This window comes from Ewingella sp. CoE-038-23 (assembly GCF_040419245.1).
Taxonomy (GTDB): domain Bacteria; phylum Pseudomonadota; class Gammaproteobacteria; order Enterobacterales; family Enterobacteriaceae; genus Ewingella; species Ewingella allii.
The window spans coordinates 1209063-1226792 of record NZ_JAZHOH010000001.1 but is presented as its reverse complement, the minus strand read 5'-3'; the positions used below and the strand labels follow the sequence as shown (position 1 = coordinate 1226792).

At 55.0% G+C, this 17730-nt stretch carries 20 protein-coding genes and 1 other RNA gene; 11 read left to right on the top strand and 10 right to left on the bottom strand.

Annotation, left to right across the window (positions count from 1 at the left end; genetic code table 11):
- Positions 1-134: 134 nt before the first annotated feature.
- Positions 135-656 (top strand): chalcone isomerase family protein, encoded by a 522-nt coding sequence (locus tag V2154_RS05910; protein WP_353501444.1) that lies wholly within the window; start codon positions 135-137, stop codon positions 654-656.
- Positions 657-671: 15 nt separating this feature from the next.
- Complete coding sequence (locus tag V2154_RS05905; RefSeq protein ID WP_353501443.1) at positions 672-1208, top strand: DUF3833 domain-containing protein; 537 nt, start codon at positions 672-674, stop codon at positions 1206-1208.
- A 243-nt stretch (positions 1209-1451) separates the two neighbouring features.
- Here the strand turns inward: V2154_RS05905 and V2154_RS05900 are convergent.
- Both V2154_RS05900 and yedA read right to left on the bottom strand, forming a co-directional pair.
- A non-coding RNA gene (locus tag V2154_RS05900) (RtT sRNA) lies at positions 1452-1572 on the bottom strand.
- A 347-nt stretch (positions 1573-1919) separates the two neighbouring features.
- Entirely contained in the window at positions 1920-2843 is a 924-nt protein-coding gene (gene yedA, locus V2154_RS05895) for a drug/metabolite exporter YedA (protein ID WP_353501442.1), read from the bottom strand.
- 224 nt (positions 2844-3067) lie between these two features.
- Between yedA and V2154_RS24905 the strand changes: the two genes are divergently transcribed.
- On the top strand, positions 3068-3241 hold the full coding sequence (locus V2154_RS24905; protein WP_185688239.1) for a YohO family small membrane protein: 174 nt from the start codon (positions 3068-3070) through the stop codon (positions 3239-3241).
- A gap of 40 nt (positions 3242-3281) precedes the next feature.
- Here the strand turns inward: V2154_RS24905 and V2154_RS05885 are convergent, their stop codons facing one another.
- From V2154_RS05885 to osmF, 4 genes are all read right to left on the bottom strand, one after another.
- On the bottom strand, positions 3282-4034 hold the full coding sequence (locus V2154_RS05885) for an ABC transporter permease (protein ID WP_353501441.1): 753 nt from the start codon (positions 4032-4034) through the stop codon (positions 3282-3284).
- On the bottom strand, positions 4031-4975 hold the full coding sequence (locus tag V2154_RS05880; protein WP_353501440.1) for an ABC transporter ATP-binding protein: 945 nt from the start codon (positions 4973-4975) through the stop codon (positions 4031-4033). Before V2154_RS05880 ends, V2154_RS05885 begins: the two co-directional genes overlap by 4 nt.
- Positions 4972-6138, bottom strand: a complete 1167-nt coding sequence (locus V2154_RS05875) for an ABC transporter permease (protein ID WP_353501439.1) — start codon at positions 6136-6138, stop codon at positions 4972-4974. The genes V2154_RS05880 and V2154_RS05875 overlap by 4 nt, the downstream gene beginning before the upstream one ends.
- An 82-nt stretch (positions 6139-6220) precedes the next feature.
- Positions 6221-7165 carry a glycine betaine ABC transporter substrate-binding protein OsmF gene (gene osmF, locus V2154_RS05870; RefSeq protein WP_353501438.1) on the bottom strand — a complete coding sequence of 315 codons (945 nt, stop codon included), beginning with the start codon at positions 7163-7165 and terminating at the stop codon, positions 6221-6223.
- A 346-nt stretch (positions 7166-7511) separates the two neighbouring features.
- Between osmF and V2154_RS05865 the strand changes: the two genes are divergently transcribed.
- Positions 7512-8990: an MFS transporter gene (locus tag V2154_RS05865; RefSeq protein ID WP_353501437.1), complete on the top strand. Its 1479-nt coding sequence runs from the start codon at positions 7512-7514 to the stop codon at positions 8988-8990.
- 429 nt (positions 8991-9419) lie between these two features.
- Here the strand turns inward: V2154_RS05865 and V2154_RS05860 are convergent, their stop codons facing one another.
- The 3 genes from V2154_RS05860 to V2154_RS05850 all read right to left on the bottom strand — a co-directional run bounded on the left by V2154_RS05860 (position 9420) and on the right by V2154_RS05850 (position 12516).
- The gene (locus V2154_RS05860) at positions 9420-10340 is read right to left on the bottom strand and encodes a chitinase (RefSeq protein ID WP_353501436.1); all 921 of its coding nucleotides are present in this window, start codon (positions 10338-10340) and stop codon (positions 9420-9422) included.
- Between the two features lie 171 nt (positions 10341-10511).
- The gene (locus V2154_RS05855; RefSeq protein ID WP_353501435.1) at positions 10512-11621 is read right to left on the bottom strand and encodes a suppressor of fused domain protein; all 1110 of its coding nucleotides are present in this window, start codon (positions 11619-11621) and stop codon (positions 10512-10514) included.
- A gap of 235 nt (positions 11622-11856) precedes the next feature.
- Positions 11857-12516, bottom strand: coding sequence for a TetR/AcrR family transcriptional regulator (locus V2154_RS05850; protein ID WP_353501434.1), 660 nt, complete (start codon positions 12514-12516; stop codon positions 11857-11859).
- 156 nt (positions 12517-12672) lie between these two features.
- Between V2154_RS05850 and V2154_RS05845 the strand changes: the two genes are divergently transcribed.
- The 7 genes from V2154_RS05845 (at position 12673) to V2154_RS05815 (ending at position 16551) form a co-directional block, all read left to right on the top strand.
- On the top strand, positions 12673-12927 hold the full coding sequence (locus V2154_RS05845) for a hypothetical protein (RefSeq protein ID WP_353501433.1): 255 nt from the start codon (positions 12673-12675) through the stop codon (positions 12925-12927).
- A 455-nt stretch (positions 12928-13382) separates the two neighbouring features.
- Positions 13383-13640 carry a multiple stress resistance protein BhsA gene (gene bhsA, locus V2154_RS05840; protein ID WP_353501432.1) on the top strand — a complete coding sequence of 86 codons (258 nt, stop codon included), beginning with the start codon at positions 13383-13385 and terminating at the stop codon, positions 13638-13640.
- Between the two features lie 80 nt (positions 13641-13720).
- The gene (gene bhsA, locus V2154_RS05835) at positions 13721-13978 is read left to right on the top strand and encodes a multiple stress resistance protein BhsA (protein WP_353501431.1); all 258 of its coding nucleotides are present in this window, start codon (positions 13721-13723) and stop codon (positions 13976-13978) included.
- Positions 13979-14106: 128 nt separating this feature from the next.
- Positions 14107-14364, top strand: coding sequence for a multiple stress resistance protein BhsA (gene bhsA / locus V2154_RS05830; protein ID WP_353501430.1), 258 nt, complete (start codon positions 14107-14109; stop codon positions 14362-14364).
- Between the two features lie 36 nt (positions 14365-14400).
- Positions 14401-14664: a multiple stress resistance protein BhsA gene (bhsA, locus tag V2154_RS05825; protein WP_353501429.1), complete on the top strand. Its 264-nt coding sequence runs from the start codon at positions 14401-14403 to the stop codon at positions 14662-14664.
- 186 nt (positions 14665-14850) lie between these two features.
- Positions 14851-15147, top strand: a complete 297-nt coding sequence (locus tag V2154_RS05820) for a TM2 domain-containing protein (RefSeq protein WP_353501428.1) — start codon at positions 14851-14853, stop codon at positions 15145-15147.
- Positions 15148-15333: 186 nt separating this feature from the next.
- Positions 15334-16551 carry an MFS transporter gene (locus tag V2154_RS05815; protein WP_353501427.1) on the top strand — a complete coding sequence of 406 codons (1218 nt, stop codon included), beginning with the start codon at positions 15334-15336 and terminating at the stop codon, positions 16549-16551.
- 45 nt (positions 16552-16596) lie between these two features.
- Here the strand turns inward: V2154_RS05815 and ddlA are convergent, their stop codons facing one another.
- The gene (gene ddlA / locus V2154_RS05810; RefSeq protein ID WP_353501426.1) at positions 16597-17694 is read right to left on the bottom strand and encodes a D-alanine--D-alanine ligase; all 1098 of its coding nucleotides are present in this window, start codon (positions 17692-17694) and stop codon (positions 16597-16599) included.
- Positions 17695-17730: the final 36 nt, after the last annotated feature.

Here is a 17730-nt window from a genome sequence, read left to right as displayed (position 1 = left end):
GGCTGGGAGGGGGTATTGCAGAAAACTCAGTGGCTTATGTGAGAAATACCCCACCCCAACCCTCCCCTAAATAGGGGAGGGAGCAGGACTGCTTTCAGTGTGGATTTGATTTTACTCCTCTCAAAGGATCACGCATGAAGCTGATTTTTGCCTGTTTACTGTCGCTGATGGCGTTCGCCGCGCAGGCCACGCCTGCATGGAGCTCATGGCCGGAGGTGGGTCACGCCACCCTGACCTGGGGGCCGTTTGACGTTTATCACTCGCAGCTGCGCACGCCGAATGGCCATTATCAGGCGGCGCAGTGGCCGCAGGCGCTGAGCATTGAATATCTGCGCAGCATAAGTCGGGAAGAGTTGGTAAAAGCGACGGGCGAGCAGTGGGAAAAACTCGGGTTATTGCCCAGGGCGCAGCACAACGGCTGGTCTGAACAGGTGGCAAAAACCTGGCCTGACGTCAGCGAAGGCAGCCAAATCACCTTTCTGGCGGATGCCGATGGCGGACAGTTTTACTATCGCGCCCCCGACAGCGTGTTGACCGAGCCTCTTGGCGAGCATTTCAGCGCAGATTTTCGCGACGCCTTTCTCGCCATTTGGTTGTCGCCCGCTACGCAATATCCCGATTTACGCAAAGACCTGATTGGCGACACCACGCCATAACCTTGAGGATTTATCATGCTCAGATTAAGCAATGCTCTGAAAGGATTGATGCTGCTCACCCTGATTTTTCTCGCCGGCTGTAGCGCCGATATCAAGGATTACCAGCAGGCCCAGCCCAAGCTGGATATCTTTAGCTATTTCCAGGGCGACAGCGTGGCTTACGGGATGGTGCAGGACTACACCAACAAGCAGACTCGGCGCTTTTCGGTGAAGATTCACGGCGACGTGGTCGGCCCTACCCTGACATTGCATGAAGATTTCGTCTATGACGACGGCGAGAAGCAGACCCGCGTCTGGCATATCCGCAAACTGGACGATGGCAGCTACAGCGGCACCGCGGGCGATATCATCGGCACCGCCACCGGCCACGCGGCAGGCAACGCCTTCAACTGGAAATACGTCATGGATGTGAAAGCCAGCGGCAGCACCTATCGCCTGACCTTCGACGACTGGATTTTCCAGCAGGATGATAAGCATCTGTTTAATGTGACTTCACTGAAGAAGTTTGGGGTGGAAGTGGCGAAGGTGACATTGTTCTTTGAGAAGAAATAATGAGTTGAGCGACTCATGTGCGCTTTCTTTTCAATTGCATCTTTAAGGTCAAAGTCGTGGGCGTCGGCCCACACCGTTTTTAAAGTCAAAACCGTGCGCTGCCGCCACACCGGCCTTGAGGGGCGCCTATCGCCGCGCCCCTCAAGACTCCCCGGCTCTTTACTGCGCGCTCCGCTCGTTGGGCGGACGTGTTTCAGGTACTTCAATTATCCACCGCAAAATGTCGCCGCTTAGGCGGTGCCTTCGCTGCGGGATTACTCGGCCTCTGGCCTCGCCCTTCGGGTCGTTGCTACGCAACGCTGTCTCGCTTCGCTCGGCTCGAGCCTTTGGTCTCGAACCATTCGCTCAGCGCCATTTTTGAGCGCGGTTTTGAGGCATCTAAACCGAGCCGTTTCAGTTAGTTTTGCCTTGCTCCCTCCCAGCCTCCCACTGAAACGGCACGGTTGAAATGCCAGTAGGTCGCGTTCAGAAGTGACGCCGAATGAACGGTTCGAGACCAAAGGCTCGAAGCCTGAAATTCGGGAACCGCCTAAGCGGCGGCACTTCGCGACGATCACCGTGGCCGCTGAAACACGTCCATTCCAACCCTGCGCAGCCTCGATCTTCCAACAGCAAAGAACGTAGGATTCCAAAGGGTTTCGTTTAAAACCCTTTGGGCCAGTGTGGGCGGCGAGCCCACGGTTTTGAACTAGAATTTGAAGATTTAAAGACTCACCGGTTAGTCTTAACCTCATGAATCACCGCCGGTTTCCTCCCAAACACAAACTTGCCAAGGGTCACCAACAGCACCGCGCACAAAATCACTACCAGCGCGACCCACTCTACTGGGGATAACCATTCGCCGCCGAAGCTTATGCCTATCAGCACGGCGACGATGGGGTTGACGTAGGCGTAGCTGGTGGCGATGGCCGGGCGGACGGTTTTCAGCAGGAACATATAGGCGCTAATGGCAATCATCGAGCCGAACACCATCAGGTAGCCAAGCGCCAGAAAACCACTCAGCGACGGCGTGGCAGCGAGCTTTTCGCCATTCAAATAGCTGGCGGCCAGCAGCACGACGCCCGCGACAATCATCTCGGCGGCACCGGCCATCAGGCCAGTTGGCAAGGTCAGGCGTGAACTCCATACCGAGCCAAAAGCCCAGCTGATGGAGGCGATCAAAATCAGTACCGCGCCCCAGGGATTTCCGCCGAGGCTGCTGCCGGTATTCAACAACACAATGCCAAACAGGCCGATGGCGACGCCGGTCCACTCCAGTCGGCTGTTCGGCATCCCCCACAGGCGGCTGAAACATAAAGTAAAAAGCGGCACGGTGGCGACCATCACGGCGGCAATGCCGGAGGGCACGTCCAAATGCTCGGCGACGGTCACCAGGCCATTGCCCACCGCCAGCAGCAGAATGCCGATGGCCCCCGCCGACAGCCACTGTTTCAGCGTCGGGAACTTATAGCCGCGCAGTAGCAAAAAGGTGAACATCACGCAGCCCGCGATGAAAAAGCGCAGGCCGGCCATCATCAGCGGCGGCCAGCTCTCTACGCCGATGCGAATGACAAAATAGGTCGAACCCCAGATAAAATACAACGCGAAAAGTGCACCGATTAAAGGCAGCAGGGAGCGAAAGGCTGTTCGGGTCATGGTAAGTACTTTTTTAGAATTAGTTAGAAGGCGAACAGTTAACGCTATTGCTCAGCAGAGCGGCAAGTAAATATGTGCTATTACGTCCAGATGTTACGAAAAAGTTTCTTTAGCACGCGGTTTGCACCGAAAACCTCTCCGCGAGGTAACAAGCGCATCAATAGACTGTTGCAGGAGGGGGCAAACGACTTATAATTCCGGGCAATTATTTAAGAGGTTCGCAAATGAATACGTTCGGCAAAAAATGTCTTATCGCCCTGTTCGGCCTGATGGCTATTGGCGCAATCGGCGGCGTGATGGTGGCAGGTTACGCAGTGGTGATTCAGGAAGATAAAGCGCCAGATACCAGCTCCGCTCCTTCCGTGGTTCCTGCACCAGCTACACAAAACGCGTCCTAAGACGCGTTTCGATTCAAAACTCCCCCGCTTTTCTGCCGCGCTATTCCTGCGGCGGAGTCACCTGCCAGCATTGCAGGCGACGGCTCCAGCGTTCGAAAGCCATATCCACAATGATCGCCAGCAAGGCGACAATGATCGCCCCCTGCAACACATAGGCCGTGTTAAACCCACTCAGGCCAATCACGATCGGCGAGCCGAGACTCTGGGTACCGACGCTTGAGGCAATCGCCGCGGTGCCGATGTTGATGATCACCGAGGTGCGAATACCGGAGACAATCACCGGCGCCGCCAGTGGGATCTCCACCTTGCGCAGAATTTGCCAGCGGCTCATGCCGACGCCCTGCGCGATTTCCCGCGCCGAAGCCGGGACTGACTCAATCCCGGCAATGGTCCCTTGCAGGATAGGCAGCAGCCCGTACAGCACCAGCGCGATAATCGCCGGTTTCTCACTAAAGCCCATCACCGGCACCGCCACGGCTAATACTGCAACCGGCGGAAACGTCTGACCCATCGCCACAATGGTTTCCACCAGCGAGCGAAACTCCTTACCCGCGTGGCGCGTAACGCCAATCCCCGCCGCCACGCCAATCACCACGGCAATCAGGCTAGAGATGCCCACCAGCAGCAAGTGCGCACGCACCAGCGAGGCAAAGCTCTCTTGCAGATACACCGGGCGGTCTAGCGCTGGAAACATCCAGTGGAATAAGCCGCCGAGCGAGGTCATGCCGAACACCAGCGCGACCAGCAGCAGGATCACCCATGGCAGCGGATCTTTCAGCCAACGCAAGGTCATGCTTCACTCCTTTCGGCCACCAAATCGCCAAAGTGCAGCACGCCCAGCGGCTGCCCGGCGTCATCAATCACCGGCAGCTGCTCGACGTGGCGGGCGACAAAGACCGACAGCGCTTCACGCAGCGTCATGGAGGCGGCAATCGGCTCAAGGGAAGTTGGCAAGGTTTCGCCGCGACGGGTGCGCTCGCCCACCAGCCCTAAAGAGAGCAGCTTGATGCCCATGTCGCTGCGCCCGAAGAAGTCACGCACAAACGGCGTGGCGGGCTTGGTGAGCATTTCCAGCGGCGTGCCCTGCTGAATCACCTGCCCTTCATTGAGCAACACAATGCGGTCCGCCAGGCTCAGCGCTTCATCAATATCATGCGTCACCAGCACAATGGTGCGATTAGTAAGCTGATGAATTCGCGCCACTTCTTGCTGCAAAGTGGCGCGAGTGACTGGGTCAAGGGCGCCAAAAGGTTCGTCCATTAACAGCACTTCGGGGTCAGAGGCCAGTGCGCGAGCCACGCCCACGCGCTGCTGCTGGCCGCCAGAAAGCTGGTGCGGGTAGCGATGGCGGAACTGGTTTGGGTCGAGATGCAGCAGCTCCATCAGCTCGGTCACGCGGTCGCGAATTTTGGCCTTCGGCCATTTGAGCAGTTGCGGCACGGTGGCGATATTCTCTTCCACCGTCCAGTGCGGGAACAGGCCGATTGACTGAATGGCGTAACCCATACGGCGGCGCAGATCCTGCGCGCGGAACTGGCTGATAGGCTCACCAGCAAAGGTGATCTGTCCCTGATCGTGCTCCACCAGACGGTTAATCATCTTCAGTGTCGTGGATTTGCCCGAGCCGGAGGTGCCAATCAGCACCGTAAACTCGCCCTTGGACATCTCCAGCGTCAGATCCCGAACCACCGCTTTTCCGGCGAAGTGTTTGCTTACCTGATTGAAATGAATCATCTGCGTGAGGTTTCCAACATTGAGACTAAGAATTTAAAGATGCCATCGACGATGACTGCCATTAGAACCACTGGGATCACCCCGAGCAGCACCAAGTCCAGCGCGCTGCTCAGCAGCCCCTGGAACATAATGGCGCCGAAGCCGCCTGCGCCAATCAGCGCGGCCACCACCGCCATGCCGACGGTTTGCACCGCGACGATGCGAATGCCGGTCAGGATTACCGGCAGCGCGATAGGAATTTGTACTTTGTAAAACACCTGTAGCCGGTTCATCCCCATGCCGCGTGCCGACTCAATCACGCCCGAAGAGACCGAATCCAATCCGGCAATCACGCTACGCACCAGCGGCAATAGCGAATAAAGCACCAGCGCGATAATCGCCGGAGCCAGCCCGATGCCGCTGATACCGTGCTCCGCCAGCCACGGCAGCGCCTTCGCCAGCCCGGCAAGGGGCGCCAGCAGCAGGCCAAACAGCGCAATCGAAGGCACCGTTTGAATGATGTTGAGCACCGAGAGGATCGGCGTCTGCCAGCGAGCCGAGCGATGGCAAATAATACCCAGCGGCAGGCCGAGCAAAATGGCCGGAACCAGCGTGCCAAACAGAATACCGAGATGCTGCCACAGCGCGTCATTGAACACGTCGGAGCGATTGTCATACTCTTTGAGCAGCGACAGTTCGCTCAGCTGGCCGGTGACAATCAGCGCAATCACCGGAATAACCACCTGCACGTTGAGCAGGATGCGCCACGTCGGACTCTTGGTAATGCGGGAAATGGCATCAGAGGCGATGAGCAGTGAGAGCGCCGCGCTGGCCCAGAATGCCCCGCCGAGCGAGGTTCTCGCCACGCTATCTTCATCTCCGCCGGTCAGCGCAATAGCCGCGTGGCCGGTCAACGCCGTCAGGCCAAACAGCAAGATTTCCGCCAGCAGCATCACCACAATCATGTTGCGGCGCGAAGGGGTAAAGAAGGAGAGCAGTAGCAGGAGCAGCACCGGCAGCAGCAGCCACAGGCTCTGCCCGTCGAGCAGGCTGGCGAGGGAGATCCCTTTGCCAGACACCAGTCGGTTCGGGGCATGGCTCAGAAAGGCCAGGCCGCTTCCGGCGGCAACAATCAGAATAACCAGCGTCAGTAGTACGCGATTTTTAACGAAGTCCCGGGTCAAAAAAGTCACCTAAATCTAAAAAGTTCAGCCCGCGCGGCGAACCGGGCGGGCTTGAGTTATCTCCTCACCGATATGGCAAGGATCATTTTTTGACGAAACCTTTGTCTTGCAGGTATTTCGCGGCCACTTTTTTGGCATCTTGACCGTCAACCGCGATTTTGGCATTCAGCTTTTGCAGCGTCGGGCCATCGAGGGAGGCGAAGACCGGCTTCAACAGTTCTGGAATGTTGGGATGCGCCTTCAGCACGGATTCACGAATGATCGGTGCCGGAGCGTAAATCGGTTGCACCCCTTTCGGGTCAGTCAGCGTTACCAGACCCAATGCCGCAACCGGGCCGTCGGTGCCGTACGCCATCGCCGCGTTCACGCCAGAGGTTTTTTCCGCCGCCGCCTTGATGGTCACTGCGGTATCCCCGCCCGCCAGCGAAAGCAGCTGGTTCTGTTTCAGCTTAAAGTCGTAAGCATTTTCAAACGCCGGTAAAGCATCCGGGCGCTCGATGAACTCGGCAGAGGCCGCCAGTTTGAAGTCGCCGCCGCTTTTAATCCACTTGCCCAAATCTTCAAGGCTTTTCAGGTTATGCGCACTGGCGAGGTCGTCACGCACCGCGATAGTCCAGGTGTTGTTGGCAGGGGAAGCATCCAGCCAGACGATTTTGTTCTGGTCATAGTCGAGCTTTTTCACTTTCTCGAAACCGGCCTTGGCATCTTTCCACGCCGGGTCTTTCTCATCAGAGAAGAAGAAAGCGCCGTTGCCGGTGTACTCAGGGTAGATATCGATTTCGCCGGCGGTGATCGCGCCGCGCACCACTTTGGTGGTCCCCAGCTGCAGTTTATTGGTGGTCTTGATGCCGTGGGCTTCCAGCACCTGCACAATCAGATTGCCCAGCAGCGAGCCTTCGGTATCGATTTTCGAGCCGACGCGCACGCTGTCTGCGGCTTGCGCAGAAAGACTAAAAGTAGAAACCATTGCCAACGTCGCTGCTGCCGCTATTGCCCGCACTCGCCCACGTCCTGTCATGAAAGCCATCTTATTTCCTCTTATCGGGTTACTTTTATGTTAAGGCTTTGATATCACCAACAACATTAATTCGTATACACATACGGTGTGATAAAGAATAGTTCAATTTTGCCAATTCGGACAAAATGGCGGGTCATCACACCAAGGCTGGATTTTTGAGTAAAATGCTTATTTGCGAAAAGCTTTGCCACTCAGCGCCTAAAGTAACAGGGCTAGCCTAGCCGACGCGCCCCTCCTCTCAGATGAAAATGTTTTAAGTTATAACTATTTCATTTACCTCATGAATAAAAATCAGTTGTGACTGAGGTCACCCCCCTTCTATGCTGATTTTTTGTCTAAAAGCGTAAAAATAATTATGTCAGATTCATTTGCGGCGGCTCCCGCCGGTTCAGGGAATACAGGTTCAGTCAGTTCATCCTCCAGCGACGCGCCGGTTTTAATCCGCTCCGCCGCCGATATCACCCAGCTCGTCAACCGTGGGGCCGCGAAGCTCAGCGACGCACGCATCGTGATTGCTATCGCACTCGGCGGCGTTTTCCTCGACGCCTATGACCTCGGCGCGCTGGCCTTCGGCATTAAAGACATCACGCGCGAATTTAGCCTGACGCCGTCGGGTACCGGCATGGTGGCTTCCGCAATCACCTTCGGGGCGATCATCGGCGCGCTGTTCGGCGGCTATCTCACCGACAAAATTGGCCGTTACCGGGTGTTTATGGCCGACATGTTCTTCTTCGTCTTTGCCGCGCTGGCCTGTGCATTTGCCCCAAACGAGTGGGTGCTGGGCGGGTCACGCTTTGTGATGGGACTTGGGGTCGGCATTGATTTGCCGGTGGCGATGGCGTTTTTAGCTGAGTTCTCCAAGCTGTCCGGGCGCGGCAATAAAGCCTCGCGCGTGGCGATGTGGTGCCCGACGTGGTACGCCGCCATCAGCATCTCCTATCTGCTCGTACTGCTGCTTTACGCGGTATTGCCTGCCACGCACACCGACTGGCTGTGGCGTTTAATCCTCGGCTTCGGCGCGGTTCCGGCTCTGCTGATCATCGCCATCCGCCATCGTTATATGAATGAGTCGCCGGTGTGGGCCGCCAATCAGGGCGACCTGCAAGGTGCCGCCGCGATTTTGCGTAAGTCATACAATATTAATGCCGTGGTGGCCGACGAGGCCGATCTGAAACCGGCGGTAAAAGTGCGCAAAGCCGCGTGGCGCAACTACGGCACGCTGCTGCAAGGGGTTTATCTGCGCCGCACCGTGCTGGCGACGGTGACCGCCGTGGCCTCCTCCTTCGCCTATAACGCCGTGGCCTTCGGCCTGCCGGTGATCCTATCGACGTTTTTGGCTCAGTCGATGATCAGCACCATCCTGGTGTCGCTGGCGCTTAATCTGCTGTTTGCCTTTGTCGGCGGGCTGATTGCGGTGCGCTATGTGTCGAAGTTCGGCGCATGGAAGATGACCGTCGCCGGATATGCCTGTCAGCTGATCGCTCTGGTGGTCCTCGCCGCCATTGGTCGCCCAACCGACGGCGCAGAAGCCGCGATTTCCATCGGCATGTTGGCGCTATTCCTGTTCGGCCAAGGTTTCGGCCCCGGCTCCCACACCATGACCTTCGCCTCCCTGAGCTACCCGACCTCGCTACGCGGCATGGGCGTAGGCTTCAACCAAACGTTAATGCGCGGCAGCTCAACGGTTTCGCTGTTCCTGTTCCCAGTATTAGCCGCCGCCCTCGGCACCGGCGTATTCTGGGTGATCGCATTAGCGCCGCTGGCAGGGCTTATCGTGTTGACGGCGATTCGCTGGGAACCCTCAGGGTATGATGTTGATGCAGAAGATTTTTAGGGGGCAGCTTTTAGTTTTATCCCTCCCCTTTTCAGGGGGAGGAGCAAGACAGCACTCCACTGAAACGGCACGGGGTAAATGCCAGTAGGCCAAGTTCAGAAATGACGCCGAGCAAGAGGTGGAAAACCGCGTGTGTTTTTACGCGGGTTGGAATCCCGCAGTGAGGGCACCGCCTAAGCGGCGGCATTTCGTGGCGAACACAGAAGCGGCTGGAACATGTCCATCCCAACCCTGCGAAGCCTCGATCTTACAACAGCAAAAAAACGCAGGATTCCAAAGGGTTTCGTTTAAAACCCTTTGGGCCAGTGTGGGCGGCGAGCCCACGGTTTTGAATTTAAAGACCTAAATGTGGGCGGCGAGCCCACGGTTTTGACCTTGAAGTTGAAGTTCTAAACAGGAGCTGTGGGCCTCCCTGCCCACTATTTCCCCTTAGCGAATACCCGCTAAGAACGTCTTCGCATAATCACCTGAGGCTTTCTGCGCCGGGTTACTGCTGGTCTGCAAATCAACGTAGGTGTAGCTCGATGGGTTGTCGCGGTTAAACGACCAGCTACCGATAAACGCCATGTTCTTCTGCTTGGCGAAAGCGGCAACCGTGGTCGCGTCTGGCAGTTTGAACATCTCGGTGGTGTCGTCGTTTAGACCGATCATCGGGGTGATGGCTACCAGTGGGTAGAGCTGCGCGTCAGTCTGGCCCGGATAGAGTTTGCCCAGCTGAGTTTTGATGCTGGTTGCCGCGTTGGTCGCTGCTTTACCCATATCTTGGCTGGAAACGCCGTCGTTATAGTCCATCGCCATACCGTTTACGCTGAACTTCACACCGGCATTTTTGGCGCTCTGAATGATGTTCAGACCTTCAGTCACCAAACCTGCTGGCATGGTTGGCAGTGTAAAGCTGATGCGAACCGATGGGTTGCTCTTCTGGAAAATCGCCAGGGCTGAGCTGATTTTACCGTAGTCGTATTGACCGTTTTCCAAGTCGAAGTCCAGCTGTTTGGCTTTAAACTTCTGTACCACGTCGGTGTAAGTCTGTACCAGTTGGTCAACAGTGAACTTGGTGGAGATATCGGCGTTGGACGCGCCGCCGAAGGAGACAATTACCTGACGGTTTGCCGCGTTCAGGTCGTTTGCCAGCGGCAGCGCCCATTCCAGCGGCATGGCGTCGGAGGCGGCCCAGCAGGCTTTATTCGACGGGGAAAGTGTCAGGAAGCCCAGCACCAGACCGTCAACGCCGTAAGAAATAGCCTGTTGAGAGTAAAGCGGGTTTGGGCGACCGTTAGGGTAATTCTGCCAGTCACTCCACAGCGCATTCAGGGACACATCAATATAAGGGGTATATAAAGTAGCCATGTTTTATATCCTTTTTTATGTAGGTAAGAACGTTTACGCCGGGGCCTTCTCCGGCGGCAAAGTCATCTTCTCCTACAACCTTTTTTGATGCATTCGATCAGGGTAGTAGCACCGATGGCACAACAGCATCAAAATTTAAACGATATAAAACAGCTAGATAGATTTAATTATTTATCCCATCACCGGTGAACGCGGTGCAAAGACGTGACGCGCCCCCTGCTCAATCATCGCCGCCACCAAATCGTATCCGCCATTGGGGCGGGAAAGCGCAAACTCCCGTTCGGCGGTGAAAATCGGGCTGATCCAGAACTGGTTTACCGGGTCACCATAGTTATCTGGCAGGGTCATTTTGCTGGAAGGCGAACAGAGCGCGGAAGAGACCACGTGCCCCTCGTAGCCCAGCGGTGCCATCGGCGAAATCAGCGTGTGCCCTTCACCCAGCCAGCTCAGCGTGGTCCAAGGCAGTTGCGCATAGCCAGAAAGCGCGCTGGCCATCTGCACCGCGTTCTCTTCCGTGACGTACTCTTTGCCGACGGCGAAAGCCAGCTCGATGCGCCGGTGTTCGCGGGCTTCGTCATTGAAAATAATGTCGATTTGCGGCATTGGGCGGATGCTCATGCCCAGCGTGAAGAAGTAGTAATTCTCCTCATCCTCGTGCTGGGAAATGGCCATTGGCGGCCAGTTGCCCTGATCAATGCCGTAATATTTCACCGATGGCCCGAAGCGCTCCTCATAGCTGGCGAGGAATTTACGCTGAATTTTCGGCCACGGGTTGTGCTCTTCCTGCTGCCAGTCGCGCCAGAATTGGCGCGTCTTGTCGGCCAACTCATATTGCGTATTGGTCGACGCCGATCCCAATGGGAAAGTCAGCGGGTTTTGCTTGATACAGCCCGCCGAATAGCAGACCGAATGGTCGATATACAGGCTCCAGCCGGGGATCACCGCCAGCAGCAACCCTTGATACCAGAGGGCCGCGCCGTCGTCGCTTTCATTCCATAAAATTTGAATTTGTGCCGGATCCAGCGGTGCTTCTGCCTCCAGGCTGCGGCAATACTGCGCGGCGAGCATCGGCGCCTTCCCGCTCTCCATGGCGGCATGGTCGTCGTGCTGCGGGGCGGGAGAAAGATTGCGGATCCAGCAGGCGCGCATGCGCGGGAAGCGATCGCGTAAATCTTCGCGGGCGTAAATATAGAGATAAGCCACGCGGTCATCCTGCTCGACCAGCGCGGTCAGGGTTTGTTTGTCGTTACTGACTTCGACGAGAATGTCTGACTGGCGCATAAAACCTCAACGGTGGGCCTCAATAGGATTTGAAGCGTCTGAGTCGCTTTCCAGTCAGTGTAGAACGATTAGCAAGTGAGGATAACGGGCAAAAGTCCCAAAAATCCTTGTGATAGCGGGGAAAACAGAGGCGAAATTGAGTAAACAGCAGGCAACCAGCGGGAAAAAATAACGCCAGACCCGAATCTCGGCGTCTGGCGTGTTGGTTTATAGCATAACGGCGTGGCTATCGAGCTTAGTGAGCCAGAGGTTTCGCCGCCGTGGCTTTATTCAGCTCTGGCCACAGATGAATGACCATATCAATCAAGCGATTAAGCTGCTCGGTGCTGGCCCCATCGCGGGCCTGTACTGACATCCCCTGAACGGTACATGCCAGATATTTCGCCAACAGCGCGCTGTCAGTCGTTTGTGGAAGCTCGTTGCTGAGTTTTTTCTTTTCGAAGTACTCAAACAAAGTGCGTTCCTGCGACAAGTGGCGGTTGCGCAGCATTTCCGCGATGTCTTGCGAAGAGGAAGACATGCCGGATGAGGCGCTAACCATAAAGCAGCCGCTCGGCGTATCGCAGTCGGTGAACATCTCTGCCGTGGTGCGCAGATACTGTTCGATAGCCTGTTCAACGGACAAATCTGTTCTGCTCAGCAGACAGAAACTCTTTTCGTAAAAGGTTGCCAGATAGTGTTCAACGGCCGCGCGGAATAACCCCTCTTTATTGCCGAACTCGGCATATAAGGTAGGAGCTTTCGCACCCGTGGCTTCGACCAAGTCCGCTAAAGAAGTGGCCTCGTAGCCATGACGCCAGAATAAATTCAGGGCCTTGCTCAGAGCAGTTCCACGATCGAACTGTTTTGGGCGACCGCGACTTTTCCGGACCAAAGCCGTGTGTTCAGTGCTCATACACCCTCCTTCCATCACCTTATTGGTTCTGGTTATCAGAATAATTTAACGATCATTATTAAAAATAGTTGCGCACAAGTCCAGCAGAGATTATTATTTAATTATCGAGCGATAAGTAAATCACTCTTAGCATCTAGAATCTCAGGACAAACCATCATGCGTGCTTTAAAAATCCTTCTTGCCGTTATGGCTTTAACCGCTGCCCCGGTTGCCAATGTCGCCGCACAGCAGGTTATCATGATGCCAACACAGAGTCAGGAAGTTGCCATGGTCAATGTGACTGGGGACAGTAACTTTTGTCACCCTGCCCGCTTCGTCAACGGCAAATCGTCACAACAGCGCATTCCAACTTCTCCAACCATGCCACCTGCCCCAGCGGGCTCAGGCAATCACCCTCCCGTTTATTACTAGGTGATCACCTGACCCCTTATTGCACCGTCGCTTTAGACGCCAACGCAGAAAGGGGATGTAATAGAAAGGCGACATAAAGGTCGCCTTTCTGATTCTCAGCAGAGCGAGACTTCTGAAAACCACCCAACGGTTTTACCATCCTTCGCCCTTCACTCCAACCATTAAGTTATCACTCATTAAATAATTCTTGCTTGTGTCATAAAAACCCACTAGCATTTAGTTATCGACCGTTAATTAATTAACTTGCCGTGAAGATTTAACAATTGAGATACATATCCCTCTTGTTAACGTGATCTGGCTCACAGCACTTTTAGTTAACGATTATTAAAAAAATAAGTTGCACAAGATTCTGTCAACGACTAACATTTAATTATCGAACGTTAATTAATAACGTTGACCAAATCATAAAGACTTTCGACAGCACGATAAACAAATAGAGATAAGGAACTAACATCATGAAAAACGTAAAAATGACTATCGCAGCACTGGCTCTGGCTACCGTATCTTTCTCTTCCATGGCGGCAACGCTGGTTGATTCAGCTCCGGCTAACCAAGAAAAAATTGGCGTGATCAGCGCGAACTCAAGCAATGACCTGTCTAGCTTGCAGCGTGAACTGAATGCCAAAGCCACTGAAGCAGGTGCCAGCTCTTACCGCATCATCGGTGCTTCTGGTGACAACTACCTGCACGGTACTGCCGAGCTGTACAAATAACAGCGAGCCGCTTTTAAAGCGTTATCGCACTAAATTAGTTAACGATTAATAATAATGATTCATAATTAAAGGTACTTATCATGAAAAACGTAACAATGACTCTTGCTGCCATCGCACTGGCCACGGCTTCTTTCTCCACTCTGGCTGCGACTCAGGTTCAGTCTGCTCCAACTAACGCCCAGTCAATCGGCGTAGTTAGCGCGCAGGCCGGTACCAACTTGTCTAGCCTGGAACACCAGCTGGCCGCTAAAGCAGAAGCTAATGGTGCAACCTCTTATCGCATCATCTCCGCTTCCGGCGACAACCGCCTGTACGGGACTGCCGAGCTGTACAAATAAGTCCTGAAGTATTGAGTTTTAAAGGGTACCGAACGGACAGAAGAGTGGCTTTGTTGCCCAGAAAGAGCGCGCGAAGAGCGCCCAGCTAACAAAGTCTGATAAACGACGAATCAATAGGACAATATATTATGAAAAACCTGACAATGACCCTCGCAGCCATCGCACTGGCAACGGCTTCTTTCACCACCATGGCCGCCACCCAGGTTCAGTCTGCTCCTGCTAACTCACAGCCAATCGGCGTGATCAGCGCACAGGCCGGCACTAACCTGTCTAGTCTGGAAAATAAACTGGCCGCCAAAGCAGAAGCTAATGGTGCTACCTCTTATCGCATCATCTCCGCATCCGGCGACAACCGCCTGTACGGGACTGCTGAGCTGTACAAATAATCGTCGCAGCTATACGACGACTGAGGGCAAGACATCATGAAAAACCTGACAAAGACTCTGGCAGCCATCGCACTGGCAACGGCCTCTTTTACCACGCTGGCGGCGACTCAGGTGCAATCTGCACCCGCTAACTCGCAGTCCATCGGGGTGATTAGCGCACAGGCTGGTACCGACTTATCTGGCCTGAAGAGTGAACTCGCTAATGAAGCCCAGGCCCGCGGGGCAAGTGCTTATCGCATCATCTTCACTTCCGGTGACGGCGATAACCACACTTACGGCACGGCTGAGTTGTACAAGTAAGCGTTAAGCAGTAGAAATATGAAGAAGAGGCGGCTTTGGCCGCCTTTTTCATGCCTGCCTCTCGCCCATCCCCCGCTAAAGTAATTATTTTCATCCCTCGTTTAGAGAAAGGCTATATCGCCGCTATCAACAGCCTCTATAATGCTGCTGCACAATTTATAAGAATTTTCATGGGATGAAATAACGATGTCTAATATGGTTTTTTGTAGAGGCTGCGGCAAAGAGATCCACGAAACTGCCAGAAACTGCCCTCACTGTGGCGCAACCAACAGCGTGCCGGGTTCGAAGAACCGCATCGCGGCGGCCTTGCTGGCCTTTTTCCTCGGTGCCTTTGGGGTACATAAGTTCTATTTGGGTAAAATCGGGCAAGGTTTCCTGTACTTACTCTTCTGCTGGACCTTTATTCCTTCGATCGTCGCATTTGTAGAATTTATTATTTATCTCTGCATGTCGGATGAAGATTTTGCCAGAAAGTATGGCTAAGACCGGCGGTAAAAATGGAAAAGGCAGAATCTGATTTCTGCCTTTTTGCTTTCTGCTACTATATTTATTCCCTCCTCTCCTTTACGGGTTCCGCCAATGTAGAACAGCCTCATAACTAACAGCTTTTTTCTTCGTGCTGCCTTTTAGGCCGCGCGCATAACCTGTTTCTTATGAGAATGCTTTTACATGACGACTCTACTGAGTGCCCTGGTGAGCGCGCTGCGCCGCCATTCGTGGCTGAGACTGCTCGGCTACGCCTTTATTCTTTCCTCTCTCGGCAACGGCCTGACCCAAGTGGTGGTTTTCGGCCAGCTTTTACAATGGCGCGCCTCTGCCACCACCCTGATTTTTGCCTACGTGCTCGCCACCCTGCCCGGATTTTTAGGCAGTCTGCTGGGTGAACGCCTCTGCCAACGCTACTCACCTTTTGCCATGCTGCTGCTGGCCGAAGCGCTGGGGCTGCTCTCCTTGGTCTTTCCGCTGTATAGCCTGCTGGCGCAACATTCGGTCGGGCTGCTGGCGGTGCAGGCCTGTAGCGCAGTGATTAGCGGCGTCACCTTTCCGGCCCTGTCGCTGGTATTTAAACGCGGGTTGAAAAGTGAAGAATTACCCGCCGCCACCTGCATGGAGACGCTGATCTTCGCGGCACAGGTGCTGCTAGGCGTTGGCGTGGGGGTGCTGATTTTCCCGCTGATCAATGCCGGAGGGATGTTGCTGCTCGACGCCCTGAGCTTTATCGCCTCGGCGGTCCTGCTTCTGCTGGCTGCGCGGCGCTTTGTGCCGACGTCTGATGAAACTGAGGCCGATGCCTCAACAAGCGCCACGGGGAAAGTCAGCTGGCGGGCGCTCTCGCCGCTGCAACGGCGCAGCCTGCTAATGCTGCCGATGCTGGCTACCGTCGGCACGCCAGCGATGTCTCTGCTGCCCGCGCTGGCCCAGCAGATTAAGCCCGATGAAGCTACCGGTTTCGCGCTGCCGCTATTGTTCGCCCGCAGTCTGGGCCAGCTATGCGGCCCGTTACTGCTTCCGGCAAATCGAATGCGGCAATACGCTGGGAACAACGGACTGCTGGCGACCTGCCTGCTGATTTTCCTCGCCAGCTATCTGCTGATCCCGCCCATGTCCGCGTGGACTTTAGCGCCTTTGGCGATGATTTTTATCGCGCACATTGCTTCCAACGTGGTGTTCGCGCTGGCGACTTTCGGCATTTTGCGGGAGTTTGACGCGCAAACCGTGGCCTCGGCGAGTGCCATGGCATGGCGCTGGCAGCTCGTGGCGGCGGGCGTGGCGTCGCTGATGGTGGCGGCGCTGACTCATTATGGCGGAGCAATCTTGGCGCTAAAGGTAATGTCACTGGTGGGGTTGGGCACCGCGATTGGCATTTTGTGGAAGTATCGCCGCTAAGTCGGGCAAACCTCCCCGGTCATCAGGGGAGGTTTAACAGCGCAATCAGTTGGCGGAGCTTTTCAACTGGCTGTCTTGCTGGTGCTGTTCTAGAGCCAGTTCCAGCAATTTGGTGATCAAATCACTATAGCCCAAGCCGCTGGCGGCCCAGAGTTTTGGATACATGCTGATATTGGTGAATCCCGGCAATGTGTTGATTTCGTTAATCACCACCTCGCCCTGCTGGGTGAGGAACACGTCCACGCGCGCCATACCGCGACACTCTAAGACTTCAAACGCCTGCAAGGCGATGGCGCGAATTCGATCATTGATTTCAGGGGATAAATCCGCCGGAACCGCCACCGAGGCGCCTTGCTCGTTGATGTATTTGGTGTCGTAAGAGTAGAACTCATCGTGCAGGATAACTTCGCCACAGACGCTGGCCTGCGGCTGCGCGTTACCCAGCACGGCACACTCGATTTCACGCCCGACAATGGCCGACTCCACCAGCACTTTATGGTCGAAATCAAAGGCCAAGTCCAATGCGCGGGCATATCCAGCCTGATCGCTGACCTTGCTGACGCCTACCGAAGAGCCTTGGTTAGCAGGCTTGATGAACAGCGGCAGCCCCAGCTCTTGCGCCACTTTCTCAAAGGTCTGCTTGGCGCGGTTACTGCGCGTCACGGTGACAAAAGGTGCCACATTGAGGCCCGCGTCGCGCAGCAGGCGCTTGGTCACATCCTTGTCCATACTGACCGCCGACCCCAGCACGCCAGAGCCGACAAAGGGAATATTCGCCATGCGCAGCAGCCCTTGCAGCGAGCCATCTTCACCCAAGGTGCCGTGCACAATCGGGAAAATGACATCCAGCTGGGAAAGCACGCTGGCGCTGCGGGTTTCAATCAGCTGGTTTTCAGTCTGGCCGGGGATCAGAGCCACCTGATTGTTGGACTTATTCAGCGCAATCAGTGACGGATTTTCAGCATTGATCAAGTAGTTACTGGCGTCGTTAATGTGCCATTCGCCTGTTTTATCAATGCCTAACAGCGTGACGTCAAAACGCTGCTTATCTATGGCATCCACAATATTCTTTGCCGACTGCAACGAGACTTCGTGCTCTGCCGATTTCCCGCCAAAAATGATGCCTACGCGTAATTTACTCACCACAGCTCCTCAAAAACAGTATCTAAAGGGTTGTTA

Bases quoted from the DNA above. Each gene is read 5' to 3' on its own strand.
- V2154_RS05845 (WP_353501433.1), top strand. From the start codon at position 12,673: ATGCGTGCTTTAAAAATCCTTCTTGCCGTTATGGCTTTAACCGCTGCC.
- V2154_RS05815 (WP_353501427.1), top strand. From the start codon at position 15,334: ATGACGACTCTACTGAGTGCCCTGGTGAGCGCGCTGCGCCGCCATTCG.
- bhsA (WP_353501431.1), top strand. From the start codon at position 13,721: ATGAAAAACGTAACAATGACTCTTGCTGCCATCGCACTGGCCACGGCT.
- bhsA (WP_353501430.1), top strand. From the start codon at position 14,107: ATGAAAAACCTGACAATGACCCTCGCAGCCATCGCACTGGCAACGGCT.
- bhsA (WP_353501432.1), top strand. From the start codon at position 13,383: ATGAAAAACGTAAAAATGACTATCGCAGCACTGGCTCTGGCTACCGTA.
- V2154_RS05905 (WP_353501443.1), top strand. From the start codon at position 672: ATGCTCAGATTAAGCAATGCTCTGAAAGGATTGATGCTGCTCACCCTG.
- yedA (WP_353501442.1), bottom strand. From the start codon at position 2,843: ATGACCCGAACAGCCTTTCGCTCCCTGCTGCCTTTAATCGGTGCACTT.
- V2154_RS05910 (WP_353501444.1), top strand. From the start codon at position 135: ATGAAGCTGATTTTTGCCTGTTTACTGTCGCTGATGGCGTTCGCCGCG.
- V2154_RS05865 (WP_353501437.1), top strand. From the start codon at position 7,512: ATGTCAGATTCATTTGCGGCGGCTCCCGCCGGTTCAGGGAATACAGGT.
- V2154_RS05820 (WP_353501428.1), top strand. From the start codon at position 14,851: ATGTCTAATATGGTTTTTTGTAGAGGCTGCGGCAAAGAGATCCACGAA.
- V2154_RS05860 (WP_353501436.1), bottom strand. From the start codon at position 10,340: ATGGCTACTTTATATACCCCTTATATTGATGTGTCCCTGAATGCGCTG.
- V2154_RS05880 (WP_353501440.1), bottom strand. From the start codon at position 4,975: ATGATTCATTTCAATCAGGTAAGCAAACACTTCGCCGGAAAAGCGGTG.
- osmF (WP_353501438.1), bottom strand. From the start codon at position 7,165: ATGGCTTTCATGACAGGACGTGGGCGAGTGCGGGCAATAGCGGCAGCA.
- V2154_RS05885 (WP_353501441.1), bottom strand. From the start codon at position 4,034: ATGACCTTGCGTTGGCTGAAAGATCCGCTGCCATGGGTGATCCTGCTG.
- V2154_RS05855 (WP_353501435.1), bottom strand. From the start codon at position 11,621: ATGCGCCAGTCAGACATTCTCGTCGAAGTCAGTAACGACAAACAAACC.
- bhsA (WP_353501429.1), top strand. From the start codon at position 14,401: ATGAAAAACCTGACAAAGACTCTGGCAGCCATCGCACTGGCAACGGCC.
- V2154_RS24905 (WP_185688239.1), top strand. From the start codon at position 3,068: ATGAATACGTTCGGCAAAAAATGTCTTATCGCCCTGTTCGGCCTGATG.
- V2154_RS05850 (WP_353501434.1), bottom strand. From the start codon at position 12,516: ATGAGCACTGAACACACGGCTTTGGTCCGGAAAAGTCGCGGTCGCCCA.